This is a genomic window from Candidatus Zixiibacteriota bacterium (genome assembly GCA_035574315.1).
Lineage (GTDB): Bacteria > Desulfobacterota > Binatia > UBA9968 > UBA9968 > DATLYW01.
Genome location: DATLYW010000048.1, coordinates 73,122 through 92,388 on the forward strand (window position 1 = coordinate 73,122; position 19,267 = coordinate 92,388).

The window sequence follows — 19,267 nt, forward strand, 5'->3', positions numbered from 1 at the left end:
GGCTATCGCGGCTGGGTCACGACGTCGACCACGGCCGGCCGGCCGCCGTCCACCACCGCGATCGCCTCGTCGAGCGCCGGACCGAGCGCCGCCGGCTCGGTGATCGGGCCGAACCCCGCCACGCTCAGGGCCCGGGCGATCGCCGCGATGTCCGGCGCCGGATCCTCGATGCGAATGCCGATCCCTTTGTTCTCCACCGGCCGGCCGCGCCAGCGCGCCATCCGCTCCTGGTGCTCCTCGTCGTTGTAGTACGAGCGATTGTTGAGCACGACCACGAGAAGCGGAATCTCGTACTTCGCCGCGGTCCAGAGCGCGTTCGACGTCATCATGAAATCCCCGTCGCCGATGACGCCGACGCAGAGACGCCCGCTGCCCTTGAACCCGAGCGCGGCGCCGATCGAGGACGGCAGCCCGTAGCCTACGCCGCCCCCCCGTCCGCCCCCCAGACCGTGCGCCGGCTCGGTCACCTCGAGCGCCTCCCGCCAGCGCCGCCCGTGCGCGGAGACGAGCGCCCAGGAGCGCCGCTCCACGCGCCGGTTGATCTCGCCGTACAGGCGCGCCTGGGAGATCGGAGTTTCGTCCCAGCTTTTTTCGAGCCATTCCCGGCTCTTGCGCCGCGCCTCGGCGTAGATCGCTTCCACCTTCGCGCGCCGGCTCGCTGCCTTCTCCCGGGAAACCCCGCGCCGGCGGACCTCCTCGAGCAGCTGCGGCAGCGCAATGGCGGTGTCTGCGGCGATCGGCACCGCGACCGGAAGCAACCACATCCCATCGCTCACCCAGCTCTGCCGCTCCAGATCGAGAAGCGTAACGTGTATGATTTTCGCCGAGGGAGGCGTCACCGGCGCGAAGTTGCCGCGCTCGCGCACCGAAGGGCCGAGCGGCACGCCGAGGCTCGGGACGTCGAGAGCGAGCACCGTATCGGCGTCGCGCAAGGCCTGCTCGCGCGCGGTCGTCAGGTTGAGCGGATGCGTGCTCGGAAAGGCGTAGCGGCCGTCGGCGTCGATCACCGGAGCGCCTAGCAGCTCGGCGAGATCGAGCAGCGGCGGAAGCGCAACGGGATTCCGTCCCACCTCGCCCGCGACGATCACGGGCCACTCCGCTTCGGCGAGCAGCTGCGCCGCGCGCCGCAGCGCTTCAGGATTGGGCGCGGGAGGCGCCGGCGCGCGGAACAGGCGCGCGTCCGGGACGACCAGGGGCGATGCGATCCTTTGCTCCTGGACGTCGGTGTCGAGGCAGACGTAGACGGGGCCCTTCGGCTCCGTCGTCGCGATCCGGTAGGCCTTCAGCAGCGCCTCCGGGAGCGCCTCGACGGTGCTCGGCTGGTCGTCGTACTTCACGAACTCGCGCACCATGTTGCCCTGAACCAGGGCGGTGTGCACCCAGTCCGTCGACCGCCGGTTGATCGTGTTTTGGGGTCCGCCGCCGCCGAGGTTCAGGATCGGGGTACGATCGCACCACGCGTTGAAAATCGCCATGCTCGCGTGCTGCAGCCCGACGATGTCGTGGAGGCCCGTGGCCATCACCTCGCCGGTGGCGCGCGCGTAGCCGTTGGCGAGCGCAACCGCGATCTCCTCGTGCGTGCACAGAATCAGCTCGGGCCCGCTCCCGGGCTCGAAGTTGACCAGGGAATCGTGCAGGCCCCGGTAGCTGGCGCCGGGGTTGAGCGCAATGTACCGGATCCCCAGCTCCCGCAGCACCTCGACCGCGAGGTCCGATCCGTACTCGGCCCGACTCCTGCGACCGATTCCCGCCGCCCATATTTCCGCGTTTGCAGCCGCCTTACCTTGATCCGCCACGGTATCCTCTCCCGTAATCGCGTCCTTCAGTTTCGTACGCTTTCAGCCGAACCCTTTTTAAGCGAACTTTTTGAACTCCGGACCCGTCGAACCGAATCCCACAGCCTGAAACGAATCTTTCCTTTGCAACATGCGTCCCTGCACGATCGTTTTTCCGCTCTTCCGTCTCCGGTCTCCGGTCGTTATCTCCGTGTGTCCGGAATCCCACGTCCACGGTTGTTCCCCCGCGCCGGACGGGTCGAACGGAGCGGGGCGATTGAACGGCTCGAACCGTTTGAACTATTCTTTATCTCCCGATCAACCCCAGGGTCGCCACGTAGTCACGAACGCCTTCCTCGACGCCGAAGGCGGGCTCGTATCCGAGGTGCCTTCTTGCCGCCGAGATGTCGAACCGGCAGTAGCTCTGCTTGGTTCGCCCGAGCCTGCCCGGGCCCGGCCCCAGGGTGATGCGGTGGGCGGGAAACAGTTTCGCGGCCGCCGCGAGGAACTCCCGTGGCGTCGAGAGCCGCCCGCTGCCGATGTTGAACGCCCAGACTCCCGGAGTCGGCGCCTTCAACGCCAGATAGATCGAGCGGGCGACGTCGCCGACGTAAACCGCATCGTTGTGCTGATCGCCGCCTTCCGGAACGGCCCAGGGCTCGCCGGAGCGCGCGGTTTCGATGAGCCTCCCGTAAAAGGAAAGCGGTCCGTGGCGCGCCTCTTTTCCGGGGCCGTAAATCGACGCGTAGCGAAGCGCCAGAAACTCCACTCCCCAGGCCTCCCGATAATACGCGCCGAGCGCCTCGCAGCAGACCTTTATCGTTCCGTAGAGGTCCGCGGGCCGCTTGGGATGATCCTCCGTCACGGGCTTGAACTCGGGCGCCCCGTGCGCGCCGCGGATCTCGCCGTACACCGCCTTGGAGCTGGTGAACACCACGCGTTTGATGCCGTGTGCGCGCGCGACCTCGAGAACGTTGGTCGTGCCGCCGGCTCCGACCTGGACCGCAAGTCGCGGATTTGCTTCCGCCGGCTCGGGCATCAGGGCAGCGAGATGGGCGATGTGCGTGATTCCGTGGTCCTCGACCGCTCTCTCCAGCGCGCGCGGATCGCAAACGTCGCCTTCGACGCACTCGACCCGCTGCACCACGTCCCGCAAGAGCGAGAAGTCGAGGCGGTTGTCGAACAACACCGGCCGGAGGCCCTCGCCCACGAGAAAGCGGGCCGTGGCCGCGCCGTTGACTCCCATTCCGCCCGTGATCAAGACGTTCATAATCGCCCCGGCTCGATTTCGCCTCCCGCCTTTTTACTCCGTCTCGTTTTCAAGGTCCAGCGTTCAAGGTCCGGGGTCCTGCGTCGAAAGTTCCGGATTCCCAACGCCGGACACCGACGCGGTGGTTTGACTTGCGCGCGAAGGCTCAATAAATGTGAGCTCGCGGGAGGTGAGCCGATGAAGGCCGAAGCCGAAAGCACGTGGGAACCGCCGGAGTTCGTCAGCCGCGAGCAATGCGTCCGTGACACCGAGGAAGTGCTCGGGATGCCCGAGATTCCGATCTCCTGCGCCGAGGACATCTTTCGCATCAACGTTCTCGGCATGGACTGGGACCTCGGCATGGTCGTCTACGAGCCCGCCGACCCGGAGCGGGTCCCGCGCGGGGCCGACGGAAAGAAGGCGGGCTTTTTCCTCCTCCACGGCGGCTCGAGCGACTTCAAGGGGATCGAGCGCTATTCGCGGCTGCTGGCCGTCCGGTTCGGCTACAAGGTTCTGGCAGGCACCTTCCCCGGCCGTTTCTATTTTCCCGACCCCAGCCGCGACTGGCCGGACGACACGGTTCATGCCGATGGAACCGTTCGCACGCCGATCTGGAAGCAGGGCGAGACGATCACGCCCGACCAGTACGATGTCGTACGCGACGCCTCGATGCGAAACCGTTACGGGACGCGCACGCTCGCGCGCGCGAAACCTGACACGCTCTTTTATTACCGGATGGCCGCCTGGCCCGCGGCCTTCGAGGAGGGAATGATCGAGGCCGCCCGGCGCCATTTTCCCGCGGATGAGTTTTCGATCTACGGCCAGGGACACTCCACCGGCGGGCCGTTCATCTGCATGCTGTCGCAGCGCATCCCGAACATGGCCGGCGTGTGCGCCGCCGAGCATTCCCCTTTCGGCTATCTCTGCAGCGGCCGCGACCTCTGGGGCGGCGACATGGGGAAGATCTCCGGCTACGAGAAGGCTGCGAAAAAAAGCAAGCCGCGCACCGACCCCTTCAATGAGCTTTACATCCGCACGTGGCGCGACCTCGCCCGCTACCAGGGCCCCGAAGCGCTTGGGCAGGAGGGGCCCGCAGCGTTGATGCGCCTGCCGGCGATCATGGAAGACATCTTCGCGGCCTGGGAGAATGTCCGGTCGCGCCCGCAGTTCAAGGCGGAGTACATCGTCACCCACGCGATCACCGCGTCTCTCGAGACGGCGGCACGCGTGAGCGCCGCGCGGTTGAAGATGAACGCCGACGAGACCGAGGCGCTCGTTCGGCGGTTCATCGGCTATACGCGCGAGCTGTCCGGCGAGGGGGTGAAACCGCTGCCGCCGTTCCTTTTCGAGATCTCCAAGGACAGCCGGGACCACAGCCCCGAGGTCTATCAGGAAGTGATCCTCCCCGGCTTTCGCGCCATGAAGCCGGCGCCGAGGATCGCGCTCACCCGTTTCGGCGCGGGCGTGCACAGCTTCTGGAAAGCGGAAAAGGACCTGCCGCTGGGAATCGCCCCCTCGGTGGTCAGGAGCTGGCATCACGCGGTGACCGGAGGATACTTTCTCACGAGCTGAAATTTCCCTTGAACCGCCGGCTCCGAGGACGTCTCCGGCCTCTCGTATATCCCGTCGCTCGTACTCGTATCCCGCAAAAGAGCATCGAGGCTCGATGCAGAGACGGGAACACCCTGCATCGCGACGCCTTCTCCCAGCTCGACCGCGAGCCCCCGCTCGAGGTTCGCCGTTCGAAATGGAGGCCGGGGACGGAAAGCCGGAGACGGCACGAAGCCTGACCGGCGCCGGACGGCTCGAACGTTCTATTGAAGTTTCGAACTCTGATCTGCTACATTGGCGCACGATCCGCGCCGCACCCGCGATTCAGACACCCAGGTGACGCAGCAGACCGACAAGCCTCCCGATACAGTGCCCCCGGACCGCGTCCGCCCCTGGTCCTCCTTCGCTTTCCGCGACTATCGCCTGATCTGGTTCGCGATTCTTTGCGCCAACACCTCGATGCACATGCGCAACGTCACGAGCCTCTACCACGTCTACCACATCTCGGGCTCCTCGCTGCAGCTCGGCCTGACCGGCTTCTTCCAGGCGGCGCCGTTCGTTTTTTTCGGCCTGCTCGGCGGCGTGCTGGCCGACAGCGTCAACCGCAAGAAGCTGATCCTCTACACGCAGATCTTCAACGTCGTGCCGGGGCTGGCGCTCGCGGCCCTCACGGCGACCGGCTCTGTGCAGGTCTGGCACGTCAACTTGTTCAACCTGTTCACGGCCGCGTTTCAGGTGCTCGGCGGCCCCGCTCGCCAGGCGATCATCCCGAGCCTCGTGCCCTCGTCGCATCTGCTCAACGCGGTTACGCTCGCGACGCTCATGATGCAGAGCACGCAGCTGGTCGCGCCCGTGCTCGCGGGCTTCCTGATCGACCTCGCCGGGATCGAGGTCTCCTATCTGATGGACGCCGCGCTGCTCGCCCCGGCGCTGGTTTCGGTGCTCATGGTCCGCAGCTCGGGGCAGCCGACGGGCGAGCGGCGGCGCGTGAGCCTGCGCAGTCTCGTTGAAGGCTTCGAATTTCTCTGGCACACGCGGATCATTCTCTCTCTGTTCCTGCTCGATTTCTTCGCCGTGCTGGTGGGCTACTACCGCCCGATCCTGCCGATTTTCGCCAACGACGTCTTCAAGGTCGGCGCCGGCGGGCTCGGCGCCCTCTACGCGGCGCCCGCAATCGGCGCCCTCGTGGGCTCGGGATTGCTGCTCGCCGTCGGCGAGGTGGAGCGCAAGGGAGCGCTCTCGGTGATCGCCACCCTCTTGTTCGCGTCGAGCCTGGGGTTTCTCGGCCTTTCGCGGTGGTTCTGGCTGGGGCTCCTGGCGGTCGGCGCGCTCGGGTTCAGCGATGCGATCAGCGTCGCCGTCCGCCGCACCGTCGTCCAGATTCTGGCGCCGGACGACATGCGCGGCAGAGCCTCGAGCTTTCTCACCGTCTTCGCCCAGACCACCAACGCCCTGGGAGCCGTGATCGCCGGCGCCGCCGCCGCGGTGCTCGGGGCGCCGAACGCTCTGCTCGCCGGCTCCGTTCTTTGCGCGGCGAGCGTGCTCGGCGTTTGCTGGGCGATCCCGCAACTCTGGCGCTACCGCTCGGGTTAAGCGGCGCCGCTCAGGACGAGACGATCTCCTCGTAGGTGGGCGTCGGCATGCCGGGCTTCCAGGTCGGATCGCAAAGCTCGAGCATGTTGCCGCTGGGATCGAGAAAATAAAGCTCCCGTCCGGTGAAGTGGCCCTTCTCCCGGTAGACGATCGGTTCGGCGATCTTCACGCCGTGTTTGTGGAGAACCTTGCAACCCTTTTCCCACATCTCGGGACTCACCGTGAAGGCGTGGTGCAGGCGGTTGTCCTGCTGCGGGGTTCGGACCAGCGGTTCTTTGCGCTCGCAGAGCAGGATGAAATGGTGCTCGCCTGCCTTGAAGCAGGACATCTTGGAATTCCCCAGGCGCCCCTTGGGCTCGAGACCGAGAATTTCCCCGTAGAACTTCTCCGCCTCGGCGAGATCGTTGACCGGAATCGACCAGTGAGTGACGCCCTGGACCTGGAGCTCGGCCATATCGCACCTCCGTCCGAACCGAACTTGCGCGCCAATCAAAACACAGGGAGCGCGGGGATTGCAAGACGGACCGCGTCTCAGGCCCGGGCGAGCAGCGCCACCGTTTCCACGTGCTCGGTCTGGGGAAACATGTCGAGAGGCTGGAGCCGCGCGAGCCGGTAACCGCGGCCGAGCAGGCGGTCGAGATCGCGCGCCAGGCTCGCCGGGTCGCACGAGACGTAGATCAGCCGAGGGGCGCCGGCGGCAACCAGCGCCTCCAGGGCCGCCGGCTGAACACCTTTGCGCGGCGGATTGAGCGTGATGAGATCGATCGCGCCGAGGTCGCTCGCCGCCTGCCGCAGCCGCTCCGCGGCGTCGCCGAAGAAAAAGCGGCAGTTGGAGATCCCGTTCCGCCGTGCGTTCTGCCTGGCCGCCGCGATCGACGGTTCGCTGTCGTCGATCCCGACGACGCGCCGCGCCCGGGCGGCGAGCAGAAGCGCGATCGGTCCAGCTCCGCAATAAAGATCGGCGACGGTCTCTCCGCCGCCCAGCCCGGCCAGCTCCGCGACCAGCCGGTAGAGCTTACGTGCCGCGAAGGGATTGGCCTGCGAAAAGACGCCCGCGGGATACGCGAGCCGGTACGAATCGATGCGGTCCTCGACGTAAGGGCGCCCGGCGAGCGTGACGAAGCGCTCGCCCCAGATCACGTTGCCCCGCTCGGGGTTGACGTTCTGCAAGACGCCGGTGACGAACCCGAGGCGGCGCATCAGCGAGCGGGCCAGCCTCTTTCCCTGCGGCAATGCGGCGTGGCGCGTGACGAGGGTGACGTTGAGCTCGCGCCTTTCGAACCCGTAGCGCAAATCCAGATAACGTATGTCGCCGGAGTCGTCGCGCTCGTCGTAGGGCTCGATTCCCAGCTCGCGGAGCTTGCGCTTGACGTAGGCGATCGCGCGGTTGACCGGCTCCGGGTGCACGGGACAGCGGGAGATGTCCACGACGCGATGGCTCCCCGGACGATAGAGACCCACCAGCGGCTCTCCCCTCGCGGCACGCACCACCAGTTTGACCCGGGCCCGGTAGCCGAGGCGGCGGGGCGACGGAACGACCTCCGGGATCTCCGCGGAAGCCAGGGAAGCGTACGCCCCGAACGCCTCGGCAAGGCTTCGGCGCTTGCGCTCGAGCTGTTCGGGGTACGGCAGCGCGCTGTACGCGCAGCCGACGCAGTCCGGATAGTGCGGGCAGCGCGCCGCCGCCGTTTCTTCTCCGACCCCTTCCGCCCGCCGCACCCCTTTCCGCACCGCGCCCCTCTACTCGCCGATGATCTTCACCAGCACGCGCTTGCGCCGGCGGCCGTCGAACTCGCCGTAGAAGATCTGCTCCCAGGGACCGAAGTCGAGCTTTCCCCCGGTGATCGCCACCACCACTTCGCGCCCCATCACCTGCCGCTTCATGTGGGCGTCGGCGTTGTCCTCCCCGGTGTCGTTGTGCCGGTACTGGCGCACCGGCTCGTGCGGCGCGAGCTTTTCCAGCCATACGCCGTAGTCGTGATGCAATCCCGACTCGTCGTCGTTGATGAACACCGAGGCGGTGATGTGCATCGCGTTCACCAGCGCCAGCCCCTCCTTGACGCCGCTCTCCCTCACGCACTCCTCCACCTGCGGCGTGATGTTGACGAACGCCACGCGCGTCGGCGTGTTGAACCACAGTTCCCTGCGGAAGCTCTTCATGCTCGGTCCTCCCCGGTCCGGCACGTCGCCGAACGGGCTCCGCTCTGGCGCGGAACCTCCCGATTGATCTATTGTGCAGGAATTTGTACAGAATAGAAACCGAGCGAAAGCCACCGGGGGAACCATGAGCGAAGTGCGCTTCATCGACACCACGCTGCGCGACGGCAATCAGAGCCTCTGGGCCCTCAACATGCCGGTCGGCGCCATGCTGCCGGCCGCGCCCCACCTCGACGAGGCCGGGTTCGAGTCGATGGAGTTCTTCCTGAGCGTGATGTTCAAGAAATACGCGCGCGAGCTGAAAGAGGACGCCTGGGAGTGGCTGCGTCAGGGAACGAAGAAATTCCGCAAGACGCAGTTGCGCTACCACGGCGGGATGCACAGCGCCTTCGAGAAGACGCCGCACTGCATCCTCAAGCTGCTGGTCGAGCGGCTCGTCTCCTACGGCCTCACGCTCACCCGCACCTCGAACTGCTGGAACGATTACACGGCCTTCAAGGAGGAGATCGCCGATCTCAAGCGAAACGGAATGGACACGGTGGCCAATCTGATCTACTCGGTCTCGCCGCGCCACACCGACGAATACTACGCGACCAAGGCCCGCGAAGCGGCGGCGATCCGGCCTTACCGGATCTGCTTCAAGGACGTCGGCGGCCTGCTGACGCCCGAGCGGGCGCGCACGCTGATCCCGGTGGTGCTCAGGAGCGCGGGCGACGTCCCCGTCGAGTTCCACGCCCACTGCAACAGCGGGCAGGCGCCGCTGTGCTACCTCGAGGCGGTCAAGCTGGGCATGCGCGTGCTCCACACGGCGGTTCCCCCGCTCGCCAACGGCTCCTCCCAGCCCTCGATCTTCAACGTGGCGCACAACCTGCGAGCGCTGGGCTACACCCCGGTCGTCGACGAGAAGCCGCTCGAGCCGGTGCGCCGCCATTTCACCTCGGTCGCCAAGCGCCTGGGCCTGCCCATCGGCCGGCCGGTGGAATACGACTACTCGCAGTATTTGCACCAGGTCCCCGGCGGCATGATCTCGAACATGCGCCACCAGCTCAAGATCGTCGGCATGGAGGACAAGATGGAGGCGGCGCTCGAGGAGGCCGCGCGCGTACGGGCCGATTTCGGCTACCCGATCATGGTCACTCCCCTGTCGCAATACGTCGGCACGCAGGCCGCCATCAACGTGATCCTGGGCGAACGCTACAAGGAGGTTCCCGACCAGGTCATCCAGTATGCCCTCGGGATCTGGGGGAAAGAGGGTGCGGAGCTGATGGATCCCGCCGTCAAGGACAAGATCCTGAGCCGGCCGCGCGCCCGCGAGTGGCGCGAGTGGCGCCAGCCCGAGCCCTCGCTGCACGAGATCCGCCAGAGACTCGGCGTCCACCTCTCGGACGAAGAGCTGATCCTGCGCTTCTTCGCCGGCAACGACGCGGTGGACGCATTGCTCCGCTCCGGCAAGCCCAGGACTTATCTCGACGGCGGCCAGCCGTTGGTGAAGCTCATCGAGCAGCTCAGCAAGCGCGAGGACTCCCGGCAGATCTACATCCGCAGACCCGGCTTCAGCGTGAGGCTGGAGAAGCGAGCGCCGTAGGGCAGACCGGGAACGGAAGCCAAGGACGTCGGACGCGGGACGGCGTTCATGGGCTGCGGTCCCGTTCAAAACGTCGAAGCCGTTCGACCGCTTCCTTCGTTCAAGCCGTCCGGCGGCGTCTTACGGATCGTTGCTTTCGCTCGTCTCCGCGGCGCCGAGGTGGCTCACGTCCCCCCAGGTCTGAAGGAGCCATTTTCCGTCGTCGAAGACGAAAACGTTCAGGCCGGCGTTGACGAACTCGAAGCGGCGCGGAGCGTCGAGCGGGATCGACAGCGTGTGGCGGAAAACGCCGCTCAGCACCCCGCCGTGCGTGACGACGACGATCGTCTCGCCGGCGTGCTTTTGCGCGATCTCGGTGAGACACGCCATGTTGCGCTGCACCTGCTGGGCCACGCTCTCTCCGCCGGGTATCACGTAGTGCGGCCCGAGGCTTCTGTGGAGGCGGTATTCCTCCGGGAAACGCCGCTGGATCTCCTCCGCGTTGAGTCCCTGGAAAATCCCCAGATTCCGCTCGCGCAGCCGCGCGTCCGTGACGATGTCGTGGCCGGTGTAGGACGCGATCGTGCGCGCCGTCTCCACCGCGCGTCCCAAATCGCTGCTGTAGAGTGCGGTAAACCGTTCGCGCGACAGGCGCTCGGCCAGCGCCTTCGCCTGAGCGATGCCGAGCTCGGTGAGCTCGCTGTCGAGATGGCCCTGTCGTATCCCCAGGGTGTTCCACCGGGTCTGCCCGTGTCGAACCATGATCACCTGCGTCCGTTCCATGCCCGTCTCCCGCCGATCCCGGTTGGTTCTATGGGGCCCGCTTCGATGTCACTCCCCCGCGGCGTCGTCGAGCTCGAGCTCCGCCCGCTCTCCGGGCTCGAATCTTCCACTTCCCAGGTCGTAGTCCCAGCGCTCGACCGTGCAGCGCCGCGGCTTCTCGTCCCGCCGGTAACCGATCAGGTTGACGGAGTTCGCGCGGTGGTAGCGCAACCGGCTCGAGACCGCGGTGCCCGCCTGCACGATCCAGACCTTCCGGGTCAACCCGGAAAACCGCTCGAAGAGAGGCGTCACGTAGGGCAGATGAATGTGGCCGCCCATCACCAGCTCGGCGCCCGCGTCCGCCCACGCCCGCACGGCCCGCTCGCTGCCCCGCAGCAGGCTCTTTTCGTCCGCCGGCTGGATCACGTGCACCGGCTGGTGGGTCACCACGATCCGGAGCTGCTCGTCCTTCGCCGCGCGCAGGCGTTCCGCGACCCTCGCGATCTGCGCCGCGGAGACCTCGCCGATCTTGTGGCGCCGGGGCCGCGTCGTGTTCACTCCGACCACGAGGAAATCCGGAGACTCCAGCACCGGCTCCAGATCGGAGCCGAACGCGCGGCAGTAGTTACCGTAAGGGCGAAAAAGACGCGCCGCGAGATTGAAGAGCGGAATGTCGTGGTTGCCCGGCAGCACCAGCGTCGCCGGCGCCGCGAGGCGCTCGACGAACGCGAGCGCCGCCTGGAACTGACGCCGCCGCGCGCGCTGCGTGATGTCGCCCGACATGACCACCGCGTCGGGCCGGCGCTCGCGCGCCAGCCGGACCAGCGCCTCGACGACGTGCGGCTGCTCGGTCCCGAAATGCGTATCCGATACCTGGAAAATCAAGCTCATCGCTGCCGCGAGCAACCGCCCCCGTCCGTATTCCACGAAAGCGCGGGGGTGTCAACGCCGTGGCGCGGGTCCACCGGCGGAAAAAATTTCCGGGAAAGCGACGGAAAACCCCTCAGTTGAGGGACGAAGGCGAGGAGCCCGGATCGCCGCCGGGCGAGCGGGCTCCGAGCCGGAGCAGATCGACGAGCAGGGTTTCGCGGTCCTTCAGGGTGGCGGCCTCGAGCAGCGCCTGTTTTTCGGCCGGATGAAACGGCAGCGACACTCCGATGAGATTGATCAGCTCGATATCGGTGAAACGCTCCGCCTGCGCCGGATGAACCTCCAGGCCGCGAGCCCTGCCGTAGTCGGCGAGCGCGGAGAGCAGCGGCTCCCGGGCGCACCGCCAGCCTTCGATCGGCGCGTGATCGGGGAACTCCCGGTAGTCGGCACGCACGCGCCGGTACCCCCGGTGAAGCGGTAGCTCCTCGGCGCAACGGAAGCGGTTCAGCCCTCTGAGATTCAGGAAAAACCGACCGTCCGGGAGGCGTTCCCAGCTCTCGATGTACCCGGCGCAGCCCACCCGGTAGAGCTCCGGCCGCTGCTCTTCCGCCCCGGGTAAGGGCCGATTGTCCTGCTGCGGCACGAGCGGCTGGATCATCCCGAAGATCCGATCGCGCTCCAGCGCGTCTTCGACCATGTTGCGGTAGCGGGGCTCGAAGATGTGCAGCGGCAGCACGGTGCCGGGCAGGAGCAAAACGCCGGTCAGAGGAAACACCGGGAGGATTTCCGGGAGCGGCCGGTTTGGGATCGTCGCGCTCATGGCGCCGCCGTCGTCAGCTCTCTTTATAGGAGAACGGCTCCGGCGGGTCAAGGCGACTCCGGCCCGCCTCTTGATTTGGGTCCCCGGGGTATTTTAGTTTGGCTCATCGCAGACGGTGGAACCGCCGCCCGCGATGGGCGACGAGAAAGGGCGGGTTCTGGCGCGGTGGGTTTGTTTCAGCCTTCTGCTTTGCTGGGCCGCGGTCGCCGCGCCGTGCCCTGGCGGAGCGGGCGGAGCCGGGCCCGGCGGCCATCTCACCGGTCAGCTTCTCGTTGCGACGCCGGAGATGACGGACCCGCGTTTTGTCGAGACCGTCATCTACCTCGTGCGCCACGACGCCGGCGGGGCTTTCGGCCTGATCATCAATCGCCCGCTGACCAGGGGCCCGATCAAGGATCTCTTGAAGGGTTTCGGGATCGAAAGCAAAGAAGCGGCGGGAGAGATCGTTCTGCATTACGGCGGACCCGTCTCGCCGAGCGGCGGCTTCGTGCTGCACACGGACGATTATTTGCTGGATACGTCCGCGAAAATCGACGACGGCATCGCCATGACCTCCGATCCGAAGATGATCGAGGCGATCGCCGCCGGCAAGGGGCCGAGGCGCTATCTGCTGATGCTCGGCTATGCCGGCTGGGCGCCCGGTCAGCTTGAAAGCGAGATTCGCGGGCAGTCATGGTTCACCATTCCGGCCGACCAGTCGCTGATCTTCGACGCCGACGCCGAAAAGAAGTGGCGCAAGGCGAACGACCGCAGGCAATTCAGGCTCTGACCGCCCGAACGGAGGAAAAGCCATGGAGCTGACGCTGGACAAGGCGGCGGCGATCGTCGACGGAGCGCTCGCCCGCGCGCGGGAGATGAAGATCCGCCCGCTCTGCGTGGCGGTGCTCGACGCGGGAGGCCACCTCAAGGCGCTCAAGCGCGAGGACGGCGCCGGCATCCTGCGGCCGCACATCGCGATCGGGAAAGCCTGGGGCGCCATCGGCATGGGGGAGTCCAGCCGCCACCTGGGCGAGCGGCTGAAGAGCCGGCCGGAATTTCTCGGCGCGCTCTCGGACATGTCGCAGGGCAAGGTGGTCCCGGTTCCCGGCGGCGTGCTGATCATCGACGGCGGGGCGATCATCGGCGCGGCCGGGGCGAGCGGCGGAACCGCGGACGAGGACGAAGCATGCGTGATCGCCGGGATCGCAGCCGCCGGCCTCGAATACAAGGTCTGAAGGAGGGGGGAATGACCATTGTCAGGATCTATACCGGGGCGGACGGAAAATCGCACTTCGAAGACGTCGAGCTCCGGTTCGGCGGCGATCAGAAAATCCTCACCACCGAGCCGCGCAAGGCGACGAGCGCCGTGTTCCGCTGCGTCCCTCCGGGGACGGTGCTCGATCTCCATCCCGCGCCCCGGCGCCAGTACGTGGTCACGCTTTCGGGCTCGTGGGAGATCGAGGCCGCAGGCGGCGCGAGGCGGACCTTCAAGGCCGGCGATGTCATGCTCGCGGACGACACCACGGGCGAAGGCCATGTCTCGCGCGTGCTCGGGAGCGAGCCGCATGTCTTCATGACGATTCCCCTGGCCGACTAAAGGAGGCGCCGTGATCCGCATCGCCGTTCCCGACCTGATCTCCAATTCCTATTTTCCGGCGATCGCCGCCGTCGAGCTGGGATGCTTCGCCTCGGAGGGGCTCGACGCCTCGATCGACCTCCTCTTCCCCGTTCCGAAGACCTACGAGGCTCTGCGCGACGGCGCGCTCGACTTCGTCGTCGGCTCGGCCCACGCGACGCTGTTCGCCTTTCCCGAATGGCGCGGGGCGAAGCTCCTCGCGGCGGTGGCCCGCCACACCTACTGGTTTCTCGTCGTCCGCAGCGATCTCCGCCCGAAACGGGGCGATCTGAGCGTGGTCAAGGGCTTGCGCCTCGGCGCCGCTCCGGGTGTCGACCTGAGCTTGCGCGCGATGCTCGTCGAGGCCGGCATCGACCCCGAGCGCGACAACGTGAAGATCACGCCGATCCCCGGTGCAGCGGGCCCCGATGTTTCCTTCGGGCTCTCGGCCGCCCGGGCGCTCGAGGAAGGGAAGCTCGACGGCTTCTGGGCGAACGGCATGGGGTGCGAGGTCGCCGTACGGCGCGGTGTCGGCGCGATGGTGCTCGACGTGCGACGGGGAGACGGGCCGCCGGGGGCGCGCCACCACACGTTTCCCGCCCTGGTCACCACGCAAAAGCGCATCGACGAGGAGCCGCAGACGGCCCGTGCGGCCATCCGCGCCATCATGAAGGCTCACAAGGCGCTGCGCGAGGACGTGACGCTGGCCGGCGAGGTGGGGAAGAAGCGCTTTCCGCCTGCCGAAGCGGAGCTGATCGCCGACCTGATCCGTCGCGATCTTCCGTACTACGATCCCGAGATCAGCGAGGAGACCGTCGAGAACATGAACCGGTTCGCTCGAAGCGTGGGCCTCCTCTCGGGCCCGGCCCCTTACGATCAGGTCGTCGCCACTCAGTTTCGGGACGTCTGGAGGGAAAAGGTATGAACCCGGCGCAGGCCGCCCCGGAATCCTCGGGTCGCGCGCCCCTTTCGATACGGCCGGGAGCCGAAGTCCGGAGGAAGACATGAGTTTGTCCGCCCGTCGCTATTCAGCGCTTCTCTTATCCGCCGGGATTCTTTGTACATGGCTGCTCGCTCCGCGGATGCTCGTCGCCCAGGCGGCGGATGTCGCCGGAGCAAGAAAAGAAGGCAAGGTCGTCGTCTATGGAACGACGCTTCCGAACGTGATCCAGCCCATCCATGCGGCGTTCGAGAAGCGCTACGGCATCCGCGTCGAGTACTGGCGCGCTTCGGCGACGGCGGTCGTGGATCGCGCCATCACCGAATGGCGCAGCGGGAATCCGGGCTTCGACGTCGTCTTCGCGATCAACGGCACCATTACCTTGCTCAAGCGGGAAAACGCCTTGGCCCGTTACACGCCGCCCGCGGCCGCGAAGTTTCCCGAAAAAGTGAGAGACAAGGACGGGGTGTTGACCGCGTTTCGCCACACGCCGCTGGCCGTGCTTTACAACACGGACCTGGTGAAAACCGCCGACCTGCCCGGGAGCTTCGATCATCTGCTCGATCCGAAATGGCAGAACAAGATCGTCATGCCCGACCCGTCGCGCCACACCAGCACGGCGCAGTTCCTCTGGAACCTGCAGAAGATCAAGGGCGACAAATGGCTGGACTACGTGAGGGCGCTCGCCAGGCAGAAGCCCTTTCTCGTCGAATCGCTGGCGCCGGTTCCCAATGCTCTCGTCCGGGGGGAAGGCTACCTCGGCATCTCGTACGCGCAATACGTCGGGCAGGTCAAAGGGCCCTTGAGTCTCGTCGTCTTCGACAAGGTGTTCACGGACTCGACCGACCTGGGTCTCGGAGCCAGGGCGAGGAACGGCAACGCCGGAAAGCTGTACATGGATTACCTCTGCGGGCCGGAGGCGCAGAAAGCGATCGCCGATAGCGGGGACTTTCCGCTCTATCCCGGCATCTACCCCGCCGTCAAGGAGGCGGACAAGATCGTGGCCAACGCGGTGTTCATGGACAACCCGACGGCCGAGGAGTTCAAGAAGCTGCGGGAAGATTTCCGGTCCATTTTCCTGGGCCGCTGAAACTCGCAGCCTGTCCCGTCTCTCGAGGAGCCCGTCGATCGCGGATTCCGCGGTTGCGATCGACGACGACGGGCGACGGCTGCCCGGCGGAGACCGCGGGTCAGCGGGCGCGCTGCGCCGCGGCGCGAATCGCGCGGGCGCCGTAGATGCGAGCCAGGTGTGAGCGGAACTCGGCGGAGCCGTGGAGATCCGAGAGCGGCTCGACGCCGTCGGCGACGCGAGCGGCGGCTTCCTCGATCAGTCTGGGCGCGAGCTTTTCGCCGCGCAACCGCTCTTCGGCGGCGCGGGCGCGAAACGGCCTGTCCGCAAGACCGGTCACGCCGATGCCGATCTCCTCGCAGCTTCCCTTCGAGTCGACCCTCAACGCGACCGCTACCCCGACCAGAGCGAAGCCGGAGGCCCGTTGCCTCGCCTTGAAATAGGCGCTCCCCGATCGGCGCTGCGCCGCCGGCACCTGGATTTCCGTCAGGATCTCCCGGGGACCGATGGCGGTCGTCATCGGCCCCAGGAAAAAGTCCTCGGCTCGTATCCGCCGCTCGCCCGCGGGCCCGTGCATGAGCAGCTCGCCGCCGAGCGCCAGAATCGCCGCCGGCCAGTCGCTGCCGGGGTCGGCGTGGACGAGGCTGCCCCCGATCGTACCGAGGTTTCGCACCTGGAGGTCGCCGATCACGCCGGCGGTTTCGACCAAGAGCCGCCCGCTCTTCGCGAGCGCCGCCGAGCTTTCGATCTTATAGTGAGTGGCCAGCGCGCCAATGCACAGTCGGTCGTTCCGCCGTTCGGCGCCGTCGAGCCCTGAAATCTTTCGCAGGTCGACAAGCAGCTTCGGCCGGGCGAGCCTGAGCTTGAGGAGCGGCAGCAGGCTCTGACCGCCGGCGAGGAGCCTGGCGTCCTCCCCGTGCGCGGCAAGGGCTTCGAGCGCCTCCTCCAGCGTGCGCGGCGCGAGATAGTCGAAAGCAGCCGGGATCATTTCCGCCCTCCGGCCGCCGTCTCTGGTCTGCGGCAGATGTTCCAGATCTTCTCCGGCGTGATCGGCATGTCGATATGGCTCACGCCGAAGGGAGCCAGCGCGTCCACCACGGCGTTCACCACGGCGGGCGTGGAGCCGATCGTCCCCGCCTCGCCGACGCCCTTGATGCCAAGCGGGTTCACCGGCGTTGGCGTCTCGGTGCGGGCGAGACGGAAGCGCGGCAGGTCGGCTGCGCGCGGCAGCGCGTAGTCCATCAGGCTGCCGGTGAGGAGCTGCCCGTTCTCGTCGTAGACGATCTCTTCGAAGAGCGCCTGTCCGATTCCCTGGGCGATACCGCCGTGGAGCTGGCCGTCGACGAGCAGCGGATTGATCACCCTGCCGCAATCGTCGACCGCAATGTACTTCCGGATCGTGACCTGCCCGGTATCGGGCTCGACCTCGACCACGCAGACGTGAGTGCCGAAGGGAAAAGTGAAGTTGTCCGGCTCGAACGTCGACTCCGCCGCGAGCTCCGGATCGAGCCCCGGCGGAAGATCGCGCGTCGCCTGCGCCCGCTGCGCGATCTGCGCGAGCGTGAGCGCCCGGCGCGGCACTCCCTTGACGCCGAAGCGGCCGTCGGCGAAAACGACGTCCTCGACGTCCGCTTCCAGCAGATGCGCCGCCAGCTCGCGCGCCTTCTCCCTGACCTTCTCAGCTGCGTGGTAAACGGCGATACCTCCCACCGCCGTCGCCCGGCTCCCGAAGGTGCCGGTTCCCCTGGCGACCAGCGCGGTATCGCCGTGCACCACTTCGACGTCGTCCAGAGCGACGCCGAGCTGATCCGCCACGATCTGCGCGAACGAGGTCTTCTGCCCCTGCCCGTGCGGCGAGGCCCCGGTCAGCACTCTCACTTTGCCCGTGGGCTCGACCTCCACCTTGCCGTACTCCGAGAACCCGGGCCCCATCGCGCAGATCTCGACGTAGGTCGAAAGCCCGATCCCCAGATAGCGCCCGCGGCCTCGCAGCCGTTTTTGCTCCCGTCTCAGCTCCGCGTAGCCGGCGAGCCGGAGTGCCTTGTCGAGCGCCGCGCGGTAGTTGCCGCTGTCGTAGGTGAGACCCGTCGCGGTCTTGAACGGGAACTCGCGCGGCTGCGGAAAGTTCCGCTGCCGCACCTTGACGGGATCCATCCCCAGCTCCCGGGCGATCCTGTCGACGAGCCGCTCGATCACGTAGGTCGCCTCGGGCCGCCCGGCGCCGCGATACGCGTCCGTCGACATCTTGTTGGTGAAGGCCCCTTTGACCTCGATCGCGATCGCCGGGATCTTGTAGCACCCGGAAAGCATGCGGCCCGTGAACGGCGGAATCGCCGGCGTGAAGAGCTGATGATAGGCGCCGATGTCGGCGACCACGTCGTAGCGCAATCCCAGAATGGCGCCGTCCTCCGCCACCGCCGCGGCGACCTCGCCGGTCTGGCCGCGGCCGTGGATCGTCGCGCGCATATTCTCGCCCCGCTCTTCGGTCCACTTGACCGGCCGGCCGAGCGCGATCGCGAGGTACGCGAGCAGCGGCTCCTCGGCGTAGACGTTGAGCTTGCTCCCGAACCCGCCACCGACGTCCGGCGCGATCACGCGCACCTGATCCTGCGGGAGATTCAGCATGCGCGCCAGATGGCTCTTCAGGATGTGCGGGATCTGCGTCGACGACCAGACGGTGAGCTCCTTTTCGGCGGCCAGATAGCGCGCCGCCACGGCTCGACCTTCGAGAGCGACCGGGGCAAGGCGCTGGTGAACGAGCTTTTGCCGGACGATCTTGTGCGCCTGCTCGAACGCCCGCTCGACGTCTCCCTGCTTGTGCTCCCAGCGAAAGGCCAGGTTGTCGGGCCATTGGGAATGGATCACCGGGGCGCCGGCAGCGAGAGCCCGTTCCGGATCCGTGACGGCCGGCAGGGGCTCGTAGTCGACGGCGATCAGATCGAGGGCGTCGCGGGCCGCGTAGCGTTCTTCGGCCGCGACCGCCGCAACGCCCTCGCCGACGTAACAGACTTTGTCGACCGCCAGGACGCGGTGCTCGGGGACCCTGAGCGTCGGGTTGTCCGCCGTAGTCGGCAGGGCGGCGATCTTCCCGCGCAGGTCCGCGCCGGTGAAGACCGCGACCACGCCCGGCTGCCGCCGCACCTCGTCGGTATCGATGCGCACGATCCTGGCGTGCGCGTGCGGGCTTCGCAGGATCGCGACGTGAAGCACGCCGGGAAGCTTGACGTCGTCCACGTACCGGCCGAGGCCCCGAACCAGGGCCGGGTCTTCCCGCCGTTTGACTTTCGCTCCGACCAGCTTGCTGACCGGCACGACGCCTCCTC

At 67.1% G+C, this 19,267-nt stretch carries 18 protein-coding genes; 8 read left to right on the plus strand and 10 right to left on the minus strand.

Annotated elements, in window-relative coordinates; all coding sequences use genetic code 11:
* Positions 1-2 precede the first annotated feature (2 nt).
* Positions 3-1,796, minus strand: a complete 1,794-nt coding sequence (locus tag VNN77_16700) for a thiamine pyrophosphate-dependent enzyme (protein HXG53037.1) — start codon at positions 1,794-1,796, stop codon at positions 3-5.
* A gap of 286 nt (positions 1,797-2,082) precedes the next feature.
* The gene (locus VNN77_16705; GenBank protein HXG53038.1) at positions 2,083-3,045 is read right to left on the minus strand and encodes an NAD(P)-dependent oxidoreductase; all 963 of its coding nucleotides are present in this window, start codon (positions 3,043-3,045) and stop codon (positions 2,083-2,085) included.
* A 177-nt stretch (positions 3,046-3,222) separates the two neighbouring features.
* On the opposite strand from VNN77_16705, the gene VNN77_16710 reads away from it, so the two are divergent.
* Together VNN77_16710 and VNN77_16715 are read left to right on the plus strand one after the other, a co-directional pair.
* Positions 3,223-4,596: a hypothetical protein gene (locus VNN77_16710; protein ID HXG53039.1), complete on the plus strand. Its 1,374-nt coding sequence runs from the start codon at positions 3,223-3,225 to the stop codon at positions 4,594-4,596.
* 315 nt (positions 4,597-4,911) lie between these two features.
* Positions 4,912-6,168: an MFS transporter gene (locus VNN77_16715; GenBank protein ID HXG53040.1), complete on the plus strand. Its 1,257-nt coding sequence runs from the start codon at positions 4,912-4,914 to the stop codon at positions 6,166-6,168.
* A gap of 10 nt (positions 6,169-6,178) precedes the next feature.
* Here VNN77_16715 and VNN77_16720 read toward each other — a convergent pair whose 3' ends face one another.
* From VNN77_16720 to VNN77_16730, 3 genes are all read right to left on the minus strand, one after another.
* Positions 6,179-6,622, minus strand: a complete 444-nt coding sequence (locus tag VNN77_16720) for a VOC family protein (GenBank protein ID HXG53041.1) — start codon at positions 6,620-6,622, stop codon at positions 6,179-6,181.
* A gap of 77 nt (positions 6,623-6,699) precedes the next feature.
* Positions 6,700-7,899: a 23S rRNA (uracil(1939)-C(5))-methyltransferase RlmD gene (gene rlmD / locus VNN77_16725; protein HXG53042.1), complete on the minus strand. Its 1,200-nt coding sequence runs from the start codon at positions 7,897-7,899 to the stop codon at positions 6,700-6,702.
* Between the two features lie 9 nt (positions 7,900-7,908).
* Entirely contained in the window at positions 7,909-8,328 is a 420-nt protein-coding gene (locus VNN77_16730; protein ID HXG53043.1) for a secondary thiamine-phosphate synthase enzyme YjbQ, read from the minus strand.
* A 124-nt stretch (positions 8,329-8,452) separates the two neighbouring features.
* Here VNN77_16730 and VNN77_16735 point away from each other — a divergent pair, with 124 nt between their 5' ends.
* Complete coding sequence (locus VNN77_16735; GenBank protein HXG53044.1) at positions 8,453-9,910, plus strand: biotin carboxyl carrier protein; 1,458 nt, start codon at positions 8,453-8,455, stop codon at positions 9,908-9,910.
* A gap of 120 nt (positions 9,911-10,030) precedes the next feature.
* On the opposite strand, the gene VNN77_16740 is transcribed toward VNN77_16735, so the two are convergent.
* The 3 genes from VNN77_16740 to VNN77_16750 all read right to left on the minus strand — a co-directional run bounded on the left by VNN77_16740 (position 10,031) and on the right by VNN77_16750 (position 12,341).
* A complete protein-coding gene (locus tag VNN77_16740) occupies positions 10,031-10,672 on the minus strand; it encodes a histidine phosphatase family protein (protein HXG53045.1) in 642 nt (213 codons plus the stop codon).
* A 48-nt stretch (positions 10,673-10,720) separates the two neighbouring features.
* Complete coding sequence (locus VNN77_16745; GenBank protein ID HXG53046.1) at positions 10,721-11,542, minus strand: metallophosphoesterase; 822 nt, start codon at positions 11,540-11,542, stop codon at positions 10,721-10,723.
* Between the two features lie 112 nt (positions 11,543-11,654).
* Entirely contained in the window at positions 11,655-12,341 is a 687-nt protein-coding gene (locus tag VNN77_16750; protein ID HXG53047.1) for an LON peptidase substrate-binding domain-containing protein, read from the minus strand.
* A gap of 133 nt (positions 12,342-12,474) precedes the next feature.
* Between VNN77_16750 and VNN77_16755 the strand changes: the two genes are divergently transcribed.
* The 5 genes from VNN77_16755 to VNN77_16775 all read left to right on the plus strand — a co-directional run bounded on the left by VNN77_16755 (position 12,475) and on the right by VNN77_16775 (position 15,965).
* Positions 12,475-13,110 (plus strand): YqgE/AlgH family protein, encoded by a 636-nt coding sequence (locus VNN77_16755; GenBank protein HXG53048.1) that lies wholly within the window; start codon positions 12,475-12,477, stop codon positions 13,108-13,110.
* Between the two features lie 22 nt (positions 13,111-13,132).
* Positions 13,133-13,555, plus strand: a complete 423-nt coding sequence (locus VNN77_16760) for a heme-binding protein (protein ID HXG53049.1) — start codon at positions 13,133-13,135, stop codon at positions 13,553-13,555.
* An 11-nt stretch (positions 13,556-13,566) separates the two neighbouring features.
* On the plus strand, positions 13,567-13,917 hold the full coding sequence (locus VNN77_16765; GenBank protein HXG53050.1) for a hypothetical protein: 351 nt from the start codon (positions 13,567-13,569) through the stop codon (positions 13,915-13,917).
* A 10-nt stretch (positions 13,918-13,927) separates the two neighbouring features.
* On the plus strand, positions 13,928-14,860 hold the full coding sequence (locus VNN77_16770) for an ABC transporter substrate-binding protein (protein HXG53051.1): 933 nt from the start codon (positions 13,928-13,930) through the stop codon (positions 14,858-14,860).
* A gap of 79 nt (positions 14,861-14,939) precedes the next feature.
* Positions 14,940-15,965 carry an extracellular solute-binding protein gene (locus tag VNN77_16775; protein ID HXG53052.1) on the plus strand — a complete coding sequence of 342 codons (1,026 nt, stop codon included), beginning with the start codon at positions 14,940-14,942 and terminating at the stop codon, positions 15,963-15,965.
* Between the two features lie 100 nt (positions 15,966-16,065).
* On the opposite strand, the gene VNN77_16780 is transcribed toward VNN77_16775, so the two are convergent.
* A complete protein-coding gene (locus VNN77_16780) occupies positions 16,066-16,932 on the minus strand; it encodes a xanthine dehydrogenase family protein subunit M (GenBank protein HXG53053.1) in 867 nt (288 codons plus the stop codon).
* Positions 16,929-19,256: a xanthine dehydrogenase family protein molybdopterin-binding subunit gene (locus VNN77_16785; protein HXG53054.1), complete on the minus strand. Its 2,328-nt coding sequence runs from the start codon at positions 19,254-19,256 to the stop codon at positions 16,929-16,931. Before VNN77_16785 ends, VNN77_16780 begins: the two co-directional genes overlap by 4 nt.
* Between the last annotated feature and the right edge of the window lie 11 nt (positions 19,257-19,267).

Excerpts from the sequence above, each read along its gene's own strand:
- VNN77_16705 (HXG53038.1), bottom strand. The coding sequence starts at position 3,045 with ATGAACGTCTTGATCACGGGCGGAATGGGAGTCAACGGCGCGGCCACG.
- VNN77_16710 (HXG53039.1), top strand. The coding sequence starts at position 3,223 with ATGAAGGCCGAAGCCGAAAGCACGTGGGAACCGCCGGAGTTCGTCAGC.
- VNN77_16720 (HXG53041.1), bottom strand. The coding sequence starts at position 6,622 with ATGGCCGAGCTCCAGGTCCAGGGCGTCACTCACTGGTCGATTCCGGTC.
- VNN77_16730 (HXG53043.1), bottom strand. The coding sequence starts at position 8,328 with ATGAAGAGCTTCCGCAGGGAACTGTGGTTCAACACGCCGACGCGCGTG.
- VNN77_16735 (HXG53044.1), top strand. The coding sequence starts at position 8,453 with ATGAGCGAAGTGCGCTTCATCGACACCACGCTGCGCGACGGCAATCAG.
- VNN77_16740 (HXG53045.1), bottom strand. The coding sequence starts at position 10,672 with ATGGAACGGACGCAGGTGATCATGGTTCGACACGGGCAGACCCGGTGG.
- VNN77_16745 (HXG53046.1), bottom strand. The coding sequence starts at position 11,542 with ATGAGCTTGATTTTCCAGGTATCGGATACGCATTTCGGGACCGAGCAG.
- VNN77_16750 (HXG53047.1), bottom strand. The coding sequence starts at position 12,341 with ATGAGCGCGACGATCCCAAACCGGCCGCTCCCGGAAATCCTCCCGGTG.
- VNN77_16755 (HXG53048.1), top strand. The coding sequence starts at position 12,475 with ATGGGCGACGAGAAAGGGCGGGTTCTGGCGCGGTGGGTTTGTTTCAGC.
- VNN77_16760 (HXG53049.1), top strand. The coding sequence starts at position 13,133 with ATGGAGCTGACGCTGGACAAGGCGGCGGCGATCGTCGACGGAGCGCTC.
- VNN77_16765 (HXG53050.1), top strand. The coding sequence starts at position 13,567 with ATGACCATTGTCAGGATCTATACCGGGGCGGACGGAAAATCGCACTTC.
- VNN77_16775 (HXG53052.1), top strand. The coding sequence starts at position 14,940 with ATGAGTTTGTCCGCCCGTCGCTATTCAGCGCTTCTCTTATCCGCCGGG.
- VNN77_16780 (HXG53053.1), bottom strand. The coding sequence starts at position 16,932 with ATGATCCCGGCTGCTTTCGACTATCTCGCGCCGCGCACGCTGGAGGAG.